The organism is Pseudomonas sp. B392_1p (assembly GCF_052245235.1).
Classification (GTDB): domain Bacteria; phylum Pseudomonadota; class Gammaproteobacteria; order Pseudomonadales; family Pseudomonadaceae; genus Serpens; species Serpens gallinarum.
Genome location: NZ_JBQPXM010000005.1, coordinates 275044 through 292950, shown reverse-complemented (window position 1 = coordinate 292950; position 17907 = coordinate 275044). Strand labels below are relative to the sequence as shown.

Annotated in this window: 15 protein-coding genes; 13 read left to right on the top strand and 2 right to left on the bottom strand. The window is 64.5% G+C overall.

What is annotated here, in order from left to right; translation table 11 throughout:
- Window positions 1–175 precede the first annotated feature (175 nt).
- The 4 genes from ACTV8E_RS10010 (at window position 176) to ACTV8E_RS09995 (ending at window position 4475) form a co-directional block, all read left to right on the top strand.
- Window positions 176–1186: a phytanoyl-CoA dioxygenase family protein gene (locus ACTV8E_RS10010; protein WP_443199408.1), complete on the top strand. Its 1011-nt coding sequence runs from the start codon at window positions 176–178 to the stop codon at window positions 1184–1186.
- A gap of 113 nt (window positions 1187–1299) precedes the next feature.
- Complete coding sequence (locus ACTV8E_RS10005) at window positions 1300–2124, top strand: SDR family NAD(P)-dependent oxidoreductase (protein ID WP_443199407.1); 825 nt, start codon at window positions 1300–1302, stop codon at window positions 2122–2124.
- 165 nt (window positions 2125–2289) lie between these two features.
- A complete protein-coding gene (locus tag ACTV8E_RS10000) occupies window positions 2290–3714 on the top strand; it encodes an aldehyde dehydrogenase family protein (RefSeq protein ID WP_443199406.1) in 1425 nt (474 codons plus the stop codon).
- 131 nt (window positions 3715–3845) lie between these two features.
- Window positions 3846–4475: a TetR family transcriptional regulator gene (locus ACTV8E_RS09995; protein ID WP_443199405.1), complete on the top strand. Its 630-nt coding sequence runs from the start codon at window positions 3846–3848 to the stop codon at window positions 4473–4475.
- 119 nt (window positions 4476–4594) lie between these two features.
- Here ACTV8E_RS09995 and ACTV8E_RS09990 read toward each other — a convergent pair whose 3' ends face one another.
- The gene (locus tag ACTV8E_RS09990) at window positions 4595–5257 is read right to left on the bottom strand and encodes a TetR/AcrR family transcriptional regulator (protein WP_443199404.1); all 663 of its coding nucleotides are present in this window, start codon (window positions 5255–5257) and stop codon (window positions 4595–4597) included.
- 122 nt (window positions 5258–5379) lie between these two features.
- Between ACTV8E_RS09990 and ACTV8E_RS09985 the strand changes: the two genes are divergently transcribed.
- From ACTV8E_RS09985 to ACTV8E_RS09945, 9 genes are all read left to right on the top strand, one after another.
- Window positions 5380–6381, top strand: a complete 1002-nt coding sequence (locus tag ACTV8E_RS09985) for an HlyD family efflux transporter periplasmic adaptor subunit (RefSeq protein ID WP_443199403.1) — start codon at window positions 5380–5382, stop codon at window positions 6379–6381.
- Window positions 6378–8135, top strand: a complete 1758-nt coding sequence (locus tag ACTV8E_RS09980; RefSeq protein WP_443199402.1) for an ATP-binding cassette domain-containing protein — start codon at window positions 6378–6380, stop codon at window positions 8133–8135. The genes ACTV8E_RS09985 and ACTV8E_RS09980 overlap by 4 nt, the downstream gene beginning before the upstream one ends.
- Window positions 8132–9259: an ABC transporter permease gene (locus ACTV8E_RS09975; protein WP_443199401.1), complete on the top strand. Its 1128-nt coding sequence runs from the start codon at window positions 8132–8134 to the stop codon at window positions 9257–9259. The genes ACTV8E_RS09980 and ACTV8E_RS09975 overlap by 4 nt, the downstream gene beginning before the upstream one ends.
- A 4-nt stretch (window positions 9260–9263) precedes the next feature.
- The gene (locus ACTV8E_RS09970; RefSeq protein ID WP_443199400.1) at window positions 9264–10379 is read left to right on the top strand and encodes an ABC transporter permease; all 1116 of its coding nucleotides are present in this window, start codon (window positions 9264–9266) and stop codon (window positions 10377–10379) included.
- A gap of 12 nt (window positions 10380–10391) precedes the next feature.
- Window positions 10392–11948 (top strand): efflux transporter outer membrane subunit, encoded by a 1557-nt coding sequence (locus tag ACTV8E_RS09965; RefSeq protein WP_443199399.1) that lies wholly within the window; start codon window positions 10392–10394, stop codon window positions 11946–11948.
- A gap of 108 nt (window positions 11949–12056) precedes the next feature.
- The gene (locus ACTV8E_RS09960) at window positions 12057–13964 is read left to right on the top strand and encodes an esterase/lipase family protein (protein WP_443199398.1); all 1908 of its coding nucleotides are present in this window, start codon (window positions 12057–12059) and stop codon (window positions 13962–13964) included.
- Window positions 13961–14986, top strand: coding sequence for an Lnb N-terminal periplasmic domain-containing protein (locus ACTV8E_RS09955; RefSeq protein WP_443199397.1), 1026 nt, complete (start codon window positions 13961–13963; stop codon window positions 14984–14986). The genes ACTV8E_RS09960 and ACTV8E_RS09955 overlap by 4 nt, the downstream gene beginning before the upstream one ends.
- A gap of 13 nt (window positions 14987–14999) precedes the next feature.
- Window positions 15000–15167 carry a hypothetical protein gene (locus tag ACTV8E_RS09950; RefSeq protein WP_443199396.1) on the top strand — a complete coding sequence of 56 codons (168 nt, stop codon included), beginning with the start codon at window positions 15000–15002 and terminating at the stop codon, window positions 15165–15167.
- Between the two features lie 270 nt (window positions 15168–15437).
- Complete coding sequence (locus ACTV8E_RS09945) at window positions 15438–15632, top strand: DUF7740 domain-containing protein (protein WP_443199395.1); 195 nt, start codon at window positions 15438–15440, stop codon at window positions 15630–15632.
- An 87-nt stretch (window positions 15633–15719) separates the two neighbouring features.
- On the opposite strand, the gene mobH is transcribed toward ACTV8E_RS09945, so the two are convergent.
- Window positions 15720–17534, bottom strand: a complete 1815-nt coding sequence (gene mobH, locus ACTV8E_RS09940; RefSeq protein WP_443199394.1) for a MobH family relaxase — start codon at window positions 17532–17534, stop codon at window positions 15720–15722.
- Window positions 17535–17907: the final 373 nt, after the last annotated feature.

Sequence of the window (17907 nt, the reverse complement as noted above, 5' to 3'; positions counted from 1 at the left end):
GAATCCCGGTGACCGATCGGCGTGGTGCCTGCCACATTATGGGTCCTTCGACATGTTGAATTAGCCACCTGATTATGTTGAAAGAGCCCCTGTGTGCTGGAGCGTTCCGGTGTCAGGATGGAATCACCACCCGAGTGGTTACCTGAGCCACGACGTTAATGAGGAGAGGCGGGATATGAACAATAACAATGCACTATCCGTACCGGTTGAGCAGCCCAAAATGGGCCAATTGAAAACTGCGAACCATCTGATCGGTGACCGTGAGGCGCTCAAGAGGGCTTGGGAGCGAGACGGTTACTGGTACTTCAAGGGCGTCCTCGACAAAGGTGTGATCAGTGACATGCGCGCACGCTGGATCGACTATCTCCAGCGCCATGGTCTGATCGACGCCGGTGTGAACGAGAACCGCTACAACGGCTCGGGTTTTGAGGGTAAGGATATCGACGCTGCCGAGCTGTCTCGAATCAGCGAGTTCAATCATGGCAACATGCATCGCATGCTGACCCAGAACCCGAAGATCGTCGCCACCATGAAGGAACTGCTGGGCGATGATCCCTTCTGGCTGCCGATTGCCGAGTACCGTGCCAACCCTCCGGCCGATGCCGCCACCGCTGCCGGCGACCGGTTTATCTATCCCCATCAGGATGGCTTCTACAGTCGCGGTCTGGAAATGAAGATCTGCTGGGTTCCGATCGACTATGTGGACGATGAAGTAGGCGGTTGTGCCTGGGTAGAGGGCGCGCACCGCGGCCCGATCCTCCACGATCTCAACAATCCACCCAGCTTTCAGATCCCCAAGGACGCGGTACCGTTCGACGGGTGGAAACGGGCTGATTTCGAGCCGGGCGATATCGTGATCTTCGATCTCAACCTGCCGCACAGCGGCCTCACCAACGTCTCGAAGGATCGTTTCCGGCTGTCGATGGATATTCGCGTCACCGAGGCTTCGGGCAAAACGCCTTCGATCGGTGCCGTAAGCAGCATCACCGAAGAGCAGGTCACCCTGCGCAATGACCAGACGGGTGCGCAAGAAACCTTCTCCATCAAGCCGGATACTTACGTGCGTGGCACCGATGGCAAGAAGCGCGAGGGCGTGGACATTCCGAAGACCTTCGCTATCGGCGAGACGATCCTCGTCAACTCAGATGACGGCCAGTCCGCCACGCTGGTACGTACCATTCACTGATCCCTGCTTGTCTGAAATGGACTGGCGCGCGGCACCCGGTGCACTCCCTTGAGGGAGTGCACCGGGTGTCATGCTGTCTACTGGTCATCCGTTTACAGCTGGAGAGCTGAATCATGCCGCAACCTGAAAACTACAACGCAACGCTCGCCGGCAAGGTCGCCATCGTTACAGGCGCGGGCACTGAAGGCGATGGCATCGGCATAGGTCGGGCCATTGCCGTCGTACTCGCAGGCGAGGGCGCGCGCGTCTGCCTCGTCGATCTGAACGCCGAGCGGGCTGAAGATACCCGCAAGCACATCGAGGCGATGGGCGGTGAGGCATTCGTCGCCGCCGGCGATGTCACGCAACGTGACGACTGCGCCCGCTTCGTGGCGGAAACGGTCAGCCGCTATGGCCGCCTCGATATCCTCGTCAACAACGTCGGCGTGGCGACGCCTGTTGCGCTGGATGCAGCCGACGAGGCCGCTTGGACGCGGGTGCTGAACATCAACCTGACCAGCGCGATGCTGATGAGTCGCTACTCGGTTCCCGAGATGAGCAAAAATGGCGGTGGCTCGATCATCAACATCTCCTCCATTGCCGGTATCCGCGCCCACGGCAGCATCGCCTATGGGCCTTCCAAGGCTGCCATGGCTGCGTTAGCACGCGAACTGACCGTGCTTTACGGGCGCCAGGGCATTCGCGCCAACACCGTGGCGCCGGGCCATGTGCTCACTCCTCTGGCGCAGTCGCTGCTGCCGGCCGAGATGAGGGTGAAGCGGCGCAATGTCGGGCCGCTGGGGATCGAGGGGGACGCCTGGGATGTCGCCCATGCCGTGCGTTACCTGGCCAGCGATGAAGCGCGTTTCATTACCGGCGTGCACTTGCCAGTCGATGGTGGGGTCACGGAAATTGGTCCCATGGCAGCCCATGCCTTGATCGAATCCGGTCAGGAGTAACCACACGCAGCCGTGGCCCCAGGGGGGGCGGCAACCGGCCCTCCGACAGAGGGCCGGACTGGATCACCGGATAAAAACAATAAGGTAGATGCAGCGATGATATTCATTCCACCCAGCCCCGCCGAGCATGCGGTCGTTGCGGCCACTCTACCGAAAGTCAAACTGATGATCGGCGATCAGGCCCTTTCCCAGGGGAGCGGCGGCACGTTCAGCCATGTGAATACCGCGACGGGCCAGTTCCAGATGGACATCCCGCTGGCCGGCGAGATCGAGGTCGATGCGGCGGTGAAGGCGGCGCGCGCGGCCTTTCCGGCCTGGCGCGACATGAAGCCCGGCCGGCGGCGGCAGATCCTCGATCGCTTCGCCGATCTGGTCGAGCAGAACATGGGTCGCTTCATGAAGATGGCCGTGGTCGAGAACGGCATCCCGATGAGCACGATGCTGCACGGCATGGGACCGCGCATCACCAGTTGGACCCGTTACTACGCAGGCTGGGCGGACAAGATCGAGGGCTTGGTGACCGGTACTCCGCCTGGCGATCATTTCGAGTACACGGTGCCGGAACCCTGCGGCGTGATCGGTCACATCATTACCTGGAACGCGCCCATGCTGTCCCTGGCGATGAAGATTCCTCCTTCGCTGGCGGCGGGCAACACCGTGGTCATCAAGCCGGCCGAGTTCACCCCGTTCAGTTCCCAACTGTTCGTGGAGCTGGCCCTGGAGGCCGGTGTGCCGCCGGGCGTCGTCAACGTGCTGCCAGGTGGCGTGCCGGCGGGTGCGGCGCTGGTGTGCCATCCCGGAGTGGACAAGATTTCCTTCACCGGCGGGCCGGACGGGGCTCGCGCGATCATGCGTTCGGCCGCCGACACCCTCAAGCCGCTGGTGTTCGAGCTGGGCGGAAAATCGGCCAACGTGGTCTTTGCCGATGTGGACATCGCCTCCACGGCGGCCTACTGCGCCGCTTTCGGCCTGTCCAACAGCGGCCAGGGCTGCGCGCTGCCGACACGCCTGGTGATCCACCAGGACATCTATGAGCCTTTCATCGAGGCGCTGCAGGCGACGATGGAGCAACTGCCCTATGGCGACCCGCTCAACGAGAACGTGATCGTGGGGCCGATGGTCAACGCCAGTGCGCGCCAGCGGGTACAGGACATGATCGATGCGGCCCGCGCGAGCAAGGTCGGCCGCTTCCTCACGGGAGGCGTGGTTGAAGGCGGGCAGGGCAACTTCATCGCGCCGACCCTGATCGCCGAGGCCGATCCCTATTGCCCCATCGCCCAGAAGGAAGTGTTCGGCCCGGTGCTGTGCGCCTTCAGGTTCCGCAGCGAAGACGAGGCCGTGGCGCTCGCCAACGCGACCGAATACGGCCTGGCCGCCTACGTGCAGACCAACGACCTGAACATCTCGCAGCGCATGGTGCGTCGCCTGCAGGCGGGCACGGTATTCGTCAATCAGGCGACTCCCGCCTTCCATGCTGCATCTCCTTTCGGTGGCATGGGGATTTCGGGATTCGGCCGTGAGGGTGGCAAGGCGGGCCTGGAGGAGTTCATCCGGATCAAGGGCGTAGGCGTGAGTATCCGACCGGACTGAGGCGTGTCGACTGCCCTCAGGTAAGCAGCTTCGGGCAATGCGCTTGCGCTGGGAAACCGTTGACCGACTGCCCACTTTCGACTCCTTCATGCGAGGGGGTAACGCACGCTCCAGGGAACGATCAAGCCACCATGCGCCGTACCAAAGAAGATGCTGAAAAGACCCGTTGTGCCATTTTGCAGGCGGCCGAAATATTGTTCCTGGAGAAAGGCGTGTCACACACTAGCCTGGATGCCATCGCGCGCCAGGCGGGGGTGACCCGTGGCGCGGTGTACTGGCATTTCCAGAACAAGGCCGAGCTGTTTCACGAGATGCTCAACCAGGTGCGCCTGCCGCCGGAGTGCATGGCGGCGCTGCTCGCCAACGACAGTACCTGCGACTCGATGCAGGCGCTGCGCGACCATTGCGTCCATGTCATCGAGGATCTCGCCCGCGACGAGCGCAAGCGGCGCATCTTCACCATCCTGCTGTACCGTTGCGAGTTCACCGAGGAGTTGCGGGAGGCCGAGGAGCGCCATAATGCCTTCATCAGGCAGCTTATCGAGCTCACCGAGCGCCTGTTCGTCCAGGCGCACAGCCGTGGCCTGTTGCAACCGGGCCTGACCCCGGCGCTCGCCGCCCGCACGCTGCATGCCCTGCTGCTCGGCCTGTTCATCGACTGGTTGCGCGACCCCGGGCTGTTCGATCCGTTGCAGGACACCCGGGCGATGGTCGACAGCCTGTTCCGCGGTCTTCTGCGTGATCGGTGTCTACACAACTGATTGGGCTGGATAAGGTACGAATCGACTCTGCGCGAAATCGGTGCCGCGTTTCTCGACATATTCCTCAATGGACTTGCGCGGTCGGCATCGTCGGCTGTCGTGCCCGCCGAGGCGCGCGGTCACTCGGACTGAGCCTGAACGGTTTTGCGGCCGATGGCTTGCAGCCCCGCCATGGCAAATTCGTGCAGGTGTTCGACGATGGCCTCCTGAGGCATCTGGCGGATTTCCTGCAGGGGACCGGGGAGTCCGCGTCTGCCGATCAGCAGCACCAGGCACGGCGCCGCAACGCTGAGCAGGCAGCGCAGCAGGGCAGGGTCTTGCGCTGGAATGCCGGTTATTTCCTCGAACATGGCCAGTACCAGGGATAGCTTCTGCGGGACTTCTGACTGGAACAGCACCTGGATATGCGAGGACGGAGCAAGGATCTCGGCGGCCAGAACGGTCAGGCGCCAGTCCCCGGCGTCGTCCGAGATGCTCTGCACGAGATGTTCGATCAGGCGTCTGAGTCTGTCCCTTGCCGATGGCGAGCCTTGGGCGATCCGTTGCAGCGTGGCGACGTCCACCAGGCGGCGATGCGCCTCGACCAGTACGGCCTGGTAGAGGCCGTCGCGGCCACCGAAGTGGTAGTTGATCGAGGCCAGATCAGCGCCGGCCCGTGTCGCGATGGCTTTGCTGGTCGTTTCGGCGAAGCCGGCACAGGCAAACAGCTCTCCGGCCGCTTCGAGGATCCGCGCGCGGGTCGCTTCGCCGTCCGCGCGAGCGCCACGTTTGACCTTGCTCATTTCCGCTATTCCTGATTGGCAGTGCGCAAAGTGGCAATTTTGCTTGATACCTTATTTAAATTCAATTTAATCTTAATCTATATCGATGCCTTGAACCGCCCTCAATCCCTGGAATGTCGAGCATGAAGAAACCTCTTATCCTTCTCGTGGCGATTGCCGCCATGGCCTGTGCAGCCTGGGGCTGGTGGCACTTCAGCCAGCGTGGCGACGACGGCACGCTGGTGCTGCACGGCAACGTCGACATCAGGCAGGTATCGCTGGCGTTCGACGGCAGTGGCCGGGTGCAGACGCTGCATGCCGAGGAAGGCGACAGCGTCGAGGCGGGCGCGCTGCTGGCGCTGCTCGATACGCGCACGCTGGTGCTGCAGGCCGAGCAGGCGCAGGCACAGATCGACGTGCAGCAGCAGACCTTGCGGCGCCTGCGCACCGGCTCGCGCCCCGAGGAAATCGCCCAGGCCCGCAGCCGCGTCAACGCGGCGCGTGCCGATGCCGTGCAGGCCGAGCAGGATCTCAAGCGTCTGCAGGGCATCGCCGCCAACACGCAAGGGCGCGGCGTCAGCGCGCAGGATCTGGATCGCGCCAGAAGCACGCTGCAGGTTGCCCGGGCCCGCGTCGCGGAGCAGGGCGAAGCGCTGCGGCTGAGCGAGCTGGGGCCGCGCGAAGAGGACGTGGCCGGCGCCGAGGCGCAGCTCAAGGCCGCAGAGGCGCAACTGGCGCTGCTCCAGCACCAGATCGCGCAAGGCGAACTGAAGTCGCCTGCCGCTGCGGTGGTGCGTTCCCGCCTGCTGGAGCCGGGCGACATGGCCACGCCCCAGCGGCCGGTCTTTGCCCTGGCGCTGACGCAGCCGAAGTGGGTGCGGGTCTATGTCGGCGAGCCCGACCTGGGCAGGGTCAGGCCCGGCCAGAGCGCGCGCGTGACAACCGATAGCGCGCCGGACAAACCAATCGTCGGCAAGGTCGGCTACATCTCGTCGGTGGCCGAGTTCACGCCCAAGTCGGTGCAGACCGAGGAGCTGCGTACCAGCCTGGTCTACGAGGTGCGGGTGCTGGTCGAGGATACGCGCGATGCGCTGCGTCTCGGCCAGCCGGCCACCGTGCGCCTGGCTGTCGGCGACGAGCCATGAACGGTGCTGGCGCGACGGTGGTTGCCGAGGGGCTGCGCAAGACCTTCGAGGCGCCGGGTGGCGGCCCGCTGCATGCGGTCGATGAGGTATCGCTGCGCGTGCGCCCCGGCGAGCTGACCGCGCTGGTCGGCCCGGACGGCGCCGGCAAGACCACCCTGCTGCGGATGATGGCCGGACTGCTCAAGCCGGATGCGGGGACATTGCAGGTGCTTGGCATCGATGTGGTGAAAGACCCGCAGGCGGTGCAGGATCGCATCAGCTATATGCCGCAGCGTTTTGGCCTGTACGAGGATCTGAGCGTGCAGGAGAACCTGGATCTGTACGCCGACCTGCATGGCGTGCCGCAGGCGGTGCGCCGCGAGCGTTTCGCGCGCATGCTGGAGATGACCGACATGGCGCGCTTCACCGAGCGCCCGGCCGGCAAGCTGTCCGGCGGCATGAAGCAGAAGCTCGGCCTAGCCTGCACCCTGGTGCGTTCGCCGGACCTGTTGCTGCTGGACGAACCCAGTGTCGGCGTCGACCCGCTGTCGCGCCGCGACCTGTGGCAGATCGTGCAGCAACTGGTCGACGACGAGAACCTCAGCGTGATCGTCAGCACCGCCTACATGGACGAGGCCGAGCGCTGCGGCCAGGTGTTCGTGATGCACCAGGGCAGGTTGCTGGCCGAGGGCGCGCCGGCGGTGCTCACCGAGCGCGCCAGCGGCCTGGCCTACGTGGTTGCACCGGCGCCGGGCACCGTGGCGCGCGACCTGCAGGCGCGACTGATCGACGCCGGCGGGCTGATCGTCGATGCCGTCCCCAGAGGCGGTGCCGTGAGCTTCATCCGCCAACCGGGCGCTGATGTGCCGGCGTTGCGGCCACTGCTCGGCGGCAGCGAGCCGCAGCCGCGTCCGGCGGAACTCGAAGACGCCTTCATGATGATGCTGCGTCAGCATCAGCAGAGCGACGAACCCGCGCCGCAGCCCGAGAGCGTGGCCGTACAGGCGCAGGTGCAGGCGGTTCAGGACCAGCCGGTGATCGTGGTGCGCGACCTGGTGCGCAAGTTCGGCGATTTCACCGCAGTGGCCAGCACCTCGTTCGAAGTCGCGCGCGGCGAGATATTCGGCCTGCTCGGCCCCAACGGCGCGGGCAAGACCACTACCTTCCGCATGTTGTGCGGGCTGTTGCCAGCCAGCAGCGGCCACCTGGAAGTGGCCGGCCTGAATCTGCGCACGGCCCGCGCCAAGGCACGTGCGCGGATCGGCTACGTGTCGCAGAAATTCGCACTGTACGGCAGCTTGAGCGTGCGCGAGAACCTGGAGTTCTTCGCCGGCGCCTACGGTCTGCGCGGCAAGGCACGCGATGAACGGGTGGCCGCGATCATCGAGCAATTCACGCTGGAACCCAAGGCCATCAGCGGCCAGTTGCCAGGCGGCTACAAGCAGCGCCTGGCGATGGCGGCGGGCTTGCTGCACCAGCCGGAAATCCTCTTTCTCGACGAACCCACCAGCGGTATCGACCCGCTGGCGCGGCGCGCCTTCTGGCGCACCATCACCGCGCTGGCGCAGGGCGGCACCACCGTCATCGTCACCACCCACTTCATGGAAGAGGCGGAGTACTGCGACCGCATCGCCATCCAGGATGCCGGCAGGATGCTGGCGCTCGGTACGCCGCAACAGGTGCGCGAACAGGCGGGCGACGTGGGCATGGACATGAACGGCGCCTTCATCGCCATCGTCGAGCAGGGCCGCGCTGTGCAGAAGGGGGCCGCATGAACGAAGGCTTCCGCCGCCGCTTCACCGCCTTGCTGCGCAAGGAAGTGCGGCAGATGCTGCGCGACAAGAGCAACCTCGCGGTCGGCCTGCTACTGCCGGTCGCGCTGATCCTGCTGTTCGGCTACGGCCTGTCGTTCGACGTGAAGAACGCGCCGGTGGCGGTGGTGCTGGAAGACCGCTCGTCGACCGCGCGCGAGGTGGTCGAGGGCTTGCAGGGCTCGGACTATCTCGCGCCGGTATTTGCCGCCGACATGGCCGAGGCCGAACGGTTGATGATGGCCGGCACGGTGGATGGCATCGTGCGCGTGCCGCTGGATTTCTCGCGGCGCCTGAATGCGGGCGGCGCGCAAATCCAGCTCGTGCTCAATGGCGTGGATTCCAGCTCTGCGCAAACCATCGAAGGCTATGTGGGCGGCGCCATCGGCACCTGGGCGCAGCAGCAGGTTGATCGCGTCGGCAACAAGCCCGGCGGTGTCGGCAGCGTCGAGGTGGTGCAGCGCATGTGGTTCAACGAGGCCGGCGAAAGCCGCTGGTTCCTGATTCCCGGCCTGATCGTGCTGGTGCTGACCCTGATCGGCGGTTTCCTGACTTCGCTGCTGATCGCCCGCGAATGGGAGCGCGGCACGCTGGAGTCGCTGTTCGTCACCCCGGTGCGGCCGTTGGAAATCGTGCTGTCGAAGATCGCGCCGTACATGGTGGTCGGCATGATCGACCTGGGTTTGTGCCTGCTGGCCTCGTACTTTCTGTTCCAGGTGCCGATGCGCGGCTCGCTGCTGTTCGTCATCATCGCCGGACTGCTCTACTTGCTGGTGTCGCTGCTGCTCGGGCTGTTCATTTCCGGCGTCACCCGCAACCAGTTCCAGGCCAGCCAGATGGCGCTGCTCGCCAGCTTCATGCCGGCGATGATGCTGTCGGGCTTCGTCTTTGACCTGCGCAACGTGCCGGTGGTGATCCAGGTCATCAGCCAGTTGTTGCCGGCCACGCATTTCATGCAACTGATCAAGACCCTGTTCATGGCCGGCAACCACTGGCCGATGATTTTGCGCGAATGCAGCATCCTCGCGCTGTATGCGCTGGTGCTGACGCTTGCCACGCGGCATCTGCTGCGCAAGCGCTTGAGGTAACTCAATGAACGATTTTTTCGCCACGCTGGCCCAGATTGGCGCGCTGATCCGCAAGGAAATCCTCGCGCTGGTCAAGGAGCCGATCAACCGTGCCTTGCTGTTTACTCCGGCGCTGATGCAGTCGCTGCTGTTCGGCTACGGCGCCACCTATGATTTGACCAACGTGCCTTACGCGGTACTCGACCAGAGCCGTGGCGCAGCCTCGACTGAGCTGCTGGCGCGGCTGGACGGCACCGGCGTGTTCCACCGCGCCGCCACCTTGAGCACGCCCGCGCAGATCGCCGAGGTGATCGACGGCAACGAGGCGCTGGTGGTATTGAGCATCCCATCGGACTTCCAGCAGCGCCTGAACGCCGGGCAGAGCGCGCCGCTGCAGGTGATTCTCGACGGGCGCAATTCCTCCACTGCCGGCTCGGCATCCGCCTATGTCGGCTCCATCGTCGCCAGCTACAACACGGCGCTGGGCAGCGGCGCGCAAGGCGTGAGAGTCGAACGCCGCGCCTGGTTCAACCCCAACCTGGAGTCGCGCTGGAACATGATGCCGGGGCTGATTGGCGCGCTCAGCATGTTGCAGACCCTGCTGATCGCCGCGCTGTCGGTGGCGCGCGAACGCGAACAAGGCACGTTCGACCAGTTGCTGGTCACGCCCTTGACGCCGTTCCAGATTCTGATCGGCAAGGCGATCCCGGCGATCCTGGTCGGCCTGCTGCAATCGACCATCATCTTCCTGGTCATCCTGTTCTGGTTCCAGATCCCGATGAACGGCTCGGTGTGGCTGCTCTACGCGGGGTTGCTGGTGTTCAACATCGCTGCCGTCGGCGTGGGCCTGTCGGTGTCGGCGGTATCGTTGAACATGCAGCAGGCCATGCTCTACACCTTCCTCCTGATCATGCCGCTGATGCTGCTCTCGGGCCTGCTGACGCCGGTGAAGAACATGCCGGAAGTGCTGCAGATTGCCACCTACGTCAACCCGCTGCGTTTCGGCATGGACATCGTGCGCCGGGTGTACCTGGAAGGCGCGGGCTTCATCGACATCTGGCGCAATTTCATTCCCCTGCTGGTGATGGGCGCCATCTCGCTGCCGCTGGCGGCGTGGCTGTTCCGCAACCGCCTTTCCTGATTGGGTACCGTCATGCACGCACCGCGTTTTCCACATCGTCTCGTTCCCAGCCTGCTTGCCGGTGCGCTCGCCGCAGCACTGACCGGTTGCGCCGTTGGCCCGGGCTTCGTTAAACCCACGCCCGCCGCGCCGGATGACTGGGCAAGCTGGCGCAGCGGCGATGCCTCGCTGCGCATCCCGACCGCAGCCGCTTTAGCCTTGCCGGCCCAGTGGTGGCAGGCATTCAACGATGCGACGCTCGATGCGTTGCAGCGGCGTGCCTTCGCTGCCAGCCCCGATCTGCAAACTGCCGCACTGCACTTCGCCCAGGCCCGCGCGCAGCGCAGCACGGTCGCCGCGCAGCGCGGGCCGGACGTCAATGCCAGCGGCAGCGCGACCCGCCAGCGCCAGAGCGAGCACGGTGCCGGCACGCGCATGATCGGCGTCATGGGGGCCGACCCGAGCCTCGCCGAACTGCTGGCCGAACCGTTCACCCTGTACCAGGCCGGCTTCGACGCTTCGTGGGAGCTGGACCTGTGGGGGCGCGTGAGCCGCTCCATCGAGGCCGCCGACGCCGACGTGGCGCAGCAGGCCGCACTGCTCGGCCTGGCCCGCCTGAGCCTGGCCAGCGACGTGGCGCGCAACTATTTCGAGCTGCGCAGCACGCAGCGCCAGATCCGTCTGGCAAAGGAGGACATCGCGGCGCTGGAAGAGCGTCTGGAAATCCTCGAGGCGCGAGTGGCCGGCGGGGTCATCGACCACCTGGATCTTGAGCGCCAGCGCGCCGAACTGGCGGCACTGAGCGCCCAGCTTCCGGGACTGCTGGCACAGGAAGGCGCCAGCGCCAACCAGCTCGCGCTGCTGCTGGGCGAGCGCCCTGGCGCGCTACGCGACGAACTGGCCCCGCAGGCGCCGCAAGAGGCCAGGGTACTGCCCGACCTGGCGCTCGGCCTGCCCTCGGAGGTGGCGCAGCAACGGCCTGATATCCGCGCCGCCGAGGTCGAGCTGCAGCGGGCGACCGCCAACATCGGCGTGGCACGGGCGGAGCTGTACCCGAGTATCCGCCTCGGCGCGCGTTTCGGCTACGAGTCCTACCTGAGCGGCGAGTTTGCCGACTGGGGCAGCCGCACCTGGTCGGTGGGGCCGAGCCTGGATCTGCCGCTGTTCGACCGTGGCCGGCGCAAGAGCGTGGTGCAACTGCGCGAACTGCAGCAGCAGGAGGCGGCCGTGCGCTACCAGCAGACGGTACTGCGGGCCTGGCAGGAGATCGACGATGCGCTCAGTGCCTATACGGCGGAGCAGCAACGGGTGGAACAGTTGCAATCGCGCGTGCGCAGTGCCGGCGATGCCTACCAGTTGGCGCAGGCGCGCTACGAGGGCGGCACCGCCGACTTCATCGTCGTGCTCGACAGCCAGCGCAGCCACCTGCAGTCACGCCGCGATCTGGTGGCCAGCGAGGGCCGCCTGAACACGGGTTATGTGACGATCAACAAGGCCATCGGCAGCCCGCTGGCAATGCCGGCCTCGGATCAGGAGAGTAACGGAATGAAGTGGATATATGGCGGACGCTGCACCGTGCAAAGCCCATAAGTAGAATTGGCTACCCCTCTCATGGGGTGGTCATCCTCCTTCGATCATTCGCATCCGTGTTGCCGGCAGGCCGGATATCTGCTCGCACAGTCACTCCTGGGAGTCGCCGTGTCACGTTTCATGCTGTTTGGATTCCGGCCCTGGCTGGCCGTACTGTCAGTGGCTTTCCTCGCAGGGTGCGCTGGCGTCAAGGTCAATGCGGTCAAGAATGACGACTATCTGGCGTCGCGCCGTGGCGACGTGCTCACCACCGGTTCGCTCAGCGCCTTATCGCGCACGGCCCTGGAGGTCGTCGGCAGCAACGAGAAGGCGTGCCGCAGCGATCTGGAGGCGTGTCGGCGCATCCTGAGCGTCGGCAACGGGCTGGCCGATGAAAATCGCCTGTCCGCGCTGGCCGAGCTGTGGCTCCTCGAGGCGATGAGCAATTCCTCCACGGAGTCCAGGGAGTTGCGCATCGGCGCCTACCTGGAAAGCGCCCGCCACGCCTATGCCTATCTGTTCTTCACCGCCAGGCCCACCAGCCTGCGCGCCCTGGAGGATCGCCAGACCCAGGTGCGCGACTATTACAACTTCGCGGTGCAGGAGGCGCTGACCAACCTGTTCCAGCTGCGTTACGGCGCCTCGCAAGCGCCTCTTGCGACGGAACTTCAGGCCGGTATCCAGGTGGCCAACTGGGTTGTCGGCACTGAGTTGCAGCGGTTGCGACTGGCCGAGGGGCACACGGAGCCTCAGGAACTGATTCCTGCCGCTTCGCTCTCCTTTGCGGGCTTGCGCAACCAGTATCGCCGCGACGGACTTGGTGCCGAACTGGTTGCCGTGACCAGAAAACGGGTGGTCACGAGCAAAAGTGACCAACAGCCCTGGAGCGAAACGCCGTTCCCCGCCATCAGCGCCATCATCCAGTTTCCGGGCGCGACGCTGGAGCAGGTGCTGGCAACCAACCAGGCCAGGGTCATCGGTTACGACCCCTACCGCACGAGCCACTTCGAGGTGGCCGGACAGTCGGTGCCGCTGGCGGCCAACTACACCTCGGGCTATGGCCTGTGGCTGGCGCGCTCCGGCTTCGCCCGCCAGTCCCTGCTGACGCTGATCGGCCGCGGCGAGGTGCTGGAAACGCCGCATCTGTACCTGCTTCAGCCCTACGATCCCGATCGTCACATCATCATCATGCTGCATGGCCTGGCCAGCAGCCCGGAGGCCTGGATCAACGTGGCCAACGAAGTGCTCGGCGACGAAACCCTGCGCAACAACTACCAGATCTGGCAGATCTACTACCCGACCAACCTGCCGATCGCTTTCAACAACAAAGCCATTCGCGACACCATCGAGCAGACTCTCAAACACTTCGACCCGCAGGGCAGTGCCGTGGCCAGCCGCGACATCGTGCTGGTCGGCCACAGCATGGGCGGCGTGCTGTCGCGCCTGCTGGTTTCCTCCTCGCAAGACCAGCTGTGGTCATCGCTTGTGGCGCCATACAGGATGAGCCAGAAACGCCAGGAAAAGGCCCGTGCGAGCCTTGCCCCCTACCTGAGCTTCGAGCCGATGCCCCAGGTCAGTCGGGTCGTCTTCGCCGCGGCTCCGCATCGAGGCACACCCTTCGCGGAAAATCGCCTGTCGCGTTGGGCTTCCGGCCTGATAAAACTGCCGGTCTCCGTACTCGGCCGCTTCAACGAAATCGCCCAGCTGCTGGTCGATCCCAACTCGGCGGCGCCGGTCACTCTGACCAGGGGCTTCAACAGTATCGACAACCTCAGCGCCCGGGACCCCTTCGTCAGGGCCGCGGCCGGACTGCCGATCTCGCCTGACGTCCGTTATCACAGCATCATCGGCAACTACACGCCCGAGCTGCCGCTGGCCGACAGCATCGACGGCGTGGTGCCCTACGCCAGCGCCCACCTGGCGGGCGCTCAATCGGAGAAGGTCATTGCCTCCTGGCACAGCGTTCAGGAAGCCCCCGAGGCCATCGTCGAAATCCGCCGCATCCTGCACCAGCACCTTGACGAGGCCGCGCCATGACGCGCCCGCATCCGCTCTTGCGGCTGTCCGCGCGCCTGCTGCTTACGCTGTTCATCCTGCTGACGAGCACCTGGGGCGCCCTCGCGCTGACTTACCGGCTGGACTGGGTTGCCCTGGCGGGGTACGCCCTGGTCACGCTCTGGTGTCTATTCGGGGCCGTTGCGCTCGTCCTGCTATGGCGGCGATCAGCATGGCCGGCATTGGCCGGTCATCTACTGGTGTTCGCCGTGCTGCTGGCCTGGTGGCACAACCTGCAACCCTCCAATCAGCGCGCCTGGGCCGACGACGTGGCGCGCATGACCCGGGGGCGGGTGGTCGATGAACAGTTGCTGCTGGACAATGTGCGCAACTTCGTCTGGCGCAGCGATGAGGACTACGACATCGCCTGGGAAAGCCGCGCCTACGACCTGCGCCAACTGACCTCGGTCGATCTGCTGACCTCCTACTGGGGCATGCCGGCCATCGCCCATATCCTGGTGTCCTTCGGCTTCGAGGATGGCCGACATCTGGTCTTCACCGTGGAGACGCGCAAGGAAAGGGGGGAGCTCTACTCGGAGCTGGGCGGCTTCTTCAAGGAGTTTGAACTGAGCATCGTCGCCACCGACGAGCGCGACGCCGTGCGCGTGCGTACCAATGTGCGCGACGAGGATGTCTACCTGTACCGCATTGACATGCCCAGGTCGGTCATGCGCGAGCTGCTGCTTTCCTATGTCGAACAGGCCAACGCCCTGGCCGAGCGGCCACGCTTCTACAACACCCTGACCGCCAACTGCACGACCATCGTCTTCGGCATGGTGCAGAGCATCATCGGCGGCCTGCCGGTCGATCACCGCCTGCTGCTGACCGGCTACCTGCCGGGCTACGTGCAGGATATAGGCGGTCTGCAACAGGGCTACAGCCTGGACGAGCTGCGCGACCGGGGACGCATCACCGAGCGCGCCAAACAGGCAGACGACGCACCAGACTTCTCCGCGCTGGTTCGTCAGGGCATACCAGGCTGGACGAGCGAAACGCACAGATAAATGAGGATGGAAAATGAACGAGCTTGAAACGATGATCGTCCTGATCGTAGTGGGATTCCTGCTGTTGACGATCGGCTATTCCAGGCGCGATCGTGATTCCGGTGTCATCACCATCCTGCTGGGTATCCTGATCATGTTCTCCACGCTTGCCTACAAACTCTATCTGGAGTTCGGGGCATAACCGCCCTCTCTCCCGGCAGGGCACTCTGTATATCGGAAAGGTCATGAGGATCTCGGCTTCCAATATACGGAGCATCGGAGTCGCGCTGAAACTGGAATACGTCACCGTCCCGCAGCAACATTCAGATTCGGAGAGTGTCGTGATGGCTCCTTGGGTAGGGGGAGGCATCTGGTCGGTGACGATCCGACTGTGGGTGGCTCTCTTGAGAGAGTTTCGTAGTGCTGCAATGGCAGGGGGTTAAGCTAGTGGCTATTTCTCGTAGGCCTATTCATGACACTCTCTGATGCCACGCTCGCGCTGCTGTTGGCAGCTCGGATACACGGAACCGACGCCGCAGTCAGGGTGACGGCGAAACGGTGCGTGAAACTATTGCCACGCAGCAAACGTGATCTGCTCTACAAGGTAGTGGACAGCAGTAGCCCGCTCGAGTTGGTGGTTTTGATGGCTCGAGAACTGGAGTTGTAGAGGACGGTGACCGCGTGGCTGGATGAACTGCTCGAGCTTCGCGGTTGAGCCGTTGCCGGCGTTTTGGTGTGGTCGACCGGCGATCCGTCAACGCTGCAACTGTAGATAGGGATTGTTGGGCGGCGCGTCTTCGAATAGGTGTTGCGGCTCCTTGAGCAGATAGCCATGCAACCGCTTCGACTTGCGTGGCCCCATCACCTCACACATCCAGATGTTCAGTCCGTTGTCCTGTTTGCGGTGCAGCTGCAGTTTCTCGAAGCGTTTCTGTACCCACTGCCAGTCCGCGACATGATCCTGCTTCGCGAGCGAGGCCGTCTGCGGATGTTCCTGAGCGTACCGCTGAAATACTCCAGGGCTGACCAGAAACACCGTGTCGCTCATGGTATGCACCAGTGCTCGGGCGTCGTTGATGATGAGGCGGCGGCTCTGGATGCGCTGACGCAGCCAGCCCATGAAGTGTTCGCCCGACGGTGGTTCCCGCGAATTTCCGCTGTCCGCAATGGGGGGAATGGCGGGGGCTGACGGCGGTGCTGAATCGCCCTGCAGGGAGTCGGCGGGCAGCTCATCGGCGCGGGTGGTCGGGGGCGGTTCAATCTCCGGTTCGTGTGGGGTTGGTTCAGGATCGGAGGTGCCCAGCAGTGCCAGCAGGGCGTCGACACTATCTGCACCGGGTGTCGCAGCTGGAGCGGGTGGTGTGCCAGTCGCCGGTGAGGTGCTGCCGGCATCGGTCGGTGCCGCTGCCGGGGCGTCGCTGGATTCCAGCTCCACGACGACAGTGCCGGCGAACGGCACCGGTCGATCATCGCCTTCCCAAATCAGGGCGGGGGCCAACCGCAGCAGCGTGAACGCGTGCGACCAGCCAGCATCGCTCGTGACGGTGGCCCGCCAGATCGCCTTGCCGTCCGGCGTGGGCTGCAGCATGCCGTGGTCCTGCAGCACGTTGAACACTGCGCTGTTGTTCGCAGGAATGCCGTCGATGCCCTGTGCCAGCAGGTGTGCACGGAGTTTATCTGAGACGGTTTTGCTGACCAGCCAGAGCGCGTCCTGAGTCAGCCAACCATCCGAAGCCTGGGGCTGGTTGAGCTTCAGCTCTTCTTTCAGCAGGTAGCGCAACCCGTCGAGCAGCTTGCGCTGCAGGGTGTGCGTCGGTGCCGCCATCGCGCGCGCGGGGTCGCCGCCGAGTGCCTGAGCAACCGAGGCGCGATCGGCCTGAATCACCAGTTCGCCGAGGACGCCGGCGTGTTCGTACTGGCCAGCCAGGGCGTACAGCAGGGCAGACCAGAGTGGGGGAAAAGTGCTGAGCCAATCCAGGATCTCGCCATCGAGCACCTGCCGGTACAGCAGGCCAGTCGCTGCATCGTGCAGCCGGTACTCGCGATCCGGGTGATACCGAAAGCGATAGGGGCGCGTCAGCGGACCGTGCCAAGGGTGCCACAGGCTGCCATCGGCCAGTTCGACGTGCAGATCGACGGCGATCTTGCCGATGTCATGCAGCAGTGCGGCATAAGCAATGGCAGCGCTCCAGGCTTCGGCCTGCACGACCTGATCCTCGGGCGTTGTGCCGGTGGGCAACAGGTACAACTGCCGCAGCTTGAGCGCATAGGCGACGATTTCAAGGCCGTGGTCGAGCATGCCGCCGGGATAGGCGTGATGGTGGTTCTCGGAGGCGGGAAACTGCTGGACCAGTGCGGCGTAGCGCTCCAGTGGTGCCAGGTATAACGAGGCGAACTGCTTGCGCGAGAGCGAGGTGCGTTGCCAGATGTGTTCCAGCAAGCGTTGCCGGCGCGGGGTGGACAGCAGGGAGGTCGCCGACTTCGGCTGAATCAACCCTTTGCCCTTGCCTTCGGTCGGGAGTGTGGAAGGTGCCGGCGAGGGGCGTTTTCGTTGGAACAGCGCGAGCATCGATGGCACCTGACGTTGCGGCAAGCGGGGGAGCCTTTTCCTTTTCCAGGTAGGCCCGTTTCCCTTGAAGCCCATTCCCTTCGGCCTTTGCGGGAACCCTTTGATATAGCGAGAGCCGACAATCCGCCGCGAGCTTCAATGCGCACTGCGCGCTTTCCTTTTGGCGGCAGTGCTCGCTGCCATCTGCTTTCGCTGGTCAGGTGGTGGTGATCGAGTAGCGTAAGTTTCTGATTGCACTGAGAAAGGTCGATATGCAATGCTCGTGGCGCGCCGCATATCGGCGTCGGGGGTGACAACCCGAAAAAGGAGTCTGCGGGTCGCGTTATGGCGGCCCGCAGGGCAGGCGTTCGCGCCTGGCCGGCCGGACTCCTGC

What these genes read in the sequence shown, in the direction of transcription:
- ACTV8E_RS09980 (WP_443199402.1), top strand. Translation starts at nt 6,378, where the DNA reads ATGAACGGTGCTGGCGCGACGGTGGTTGCCGAGGGGCTGCGCAAGACC.
- mobH (WP_443199394.1), bottom strand. Translation starts at nt 17,534, where the DNA reads ATGCTCGCGCTGTTCCAACGAAAACGCCCCTCGCCGGCACCTTCCACA.
- ACTV8E_RS09975 (WP_443199401.1), top strand. Translation starts at nt 8,132, where the DNA reads ATGAACGAAGGCTTCCGCCGCCGCTTCACCGCCTTGCTGCGCAAGGAA.
- ACTV8E_RS10000 (WP_443199406.1), top strand. Translation starts at nt 2,290, where the DNA reads ATGATCGGCGATCAGGCCCTTTCCCAGGGGAGCGGCGGCACGTTCAGC.
- ACTV8E_RS09950 (WP_443199396.1), top strand. Translation starts at nt 15,000, where the DNA reads ATGAACGAGCTTGAAACGATGATCGTCCTGATCGTAGTGGGATTCCTG.
- ACTV8E_RS09990 (WP_443199404.1), bottom strand. Translation starts at nt 5,257, where the DNA reads ATGAGCAAGGTCAAACGTGGCGCTCGCGCGGACGGCGAAGCGACCCGC.
- ACTV8E_RS10005 (WP_443199407.1), top strand. Translation starts at nt 1,300, where the DNA reads ATGCCGCAACCTGAAAACTACAACGCAACGCTCGCCGGCAAGGTCGCC.
- ACTV8E_RS10010 (WP_443199408.1), top strand. Translation starts at nt 176, where the DNA reads ATGAACAATAACAATGCACTATCCGTACCGGTTGAGCAGCCCAAAATG.
- ACTV8E_RS09995 (WP_443199405.1), top strand. Translation starts at nt 3,846, where the DNA reads ATGCGCCGTACCAAAGAAGATGCTGAAAAGACCCGTTGTGCCATTTTG.
- ACTV8E_RS09970 (WP_443199400.1), top strand. Translation starts at nt 9,264, where the DNA reads ATGAACGATTTTTTCGCCACGCTGGCCCAGATTGGCGCGCTGATCCGC.
- ACTV8E_RS09965 (WP_443199399.1), top strand. Translation starts at nt 10,392, where the DNA reads ATGCACGCACCGCGTTTTCCACATCGTCTCGTTCCCAGCCTGCTTGCC.
- ACTV8E_RS09985 (WP_443199403.1), top strand. Translation starts at nt 5,380, where the DNA reads ATGAAGAAACCTCTTATCCTTCTCGTGGCGATTGCCGCCATGGCCTGT.
- ACTV8E_RS09955 (WP_443199397.1), top strand. Translation starts at nt 13,961, where the DNA reads ATGACGCGCCCGCATCCGCTCTTGCGGCTGTCCGCGCGCCTGCTGCTT.
- ACTV8E_RS09945 (WP_443199395.1), top strand. Translation starts at nt 15,438, where the DNA reads ATGACACTCTCTGATGCCACGCTCGCGCTGCTGTTGGCAGCTCGGATA.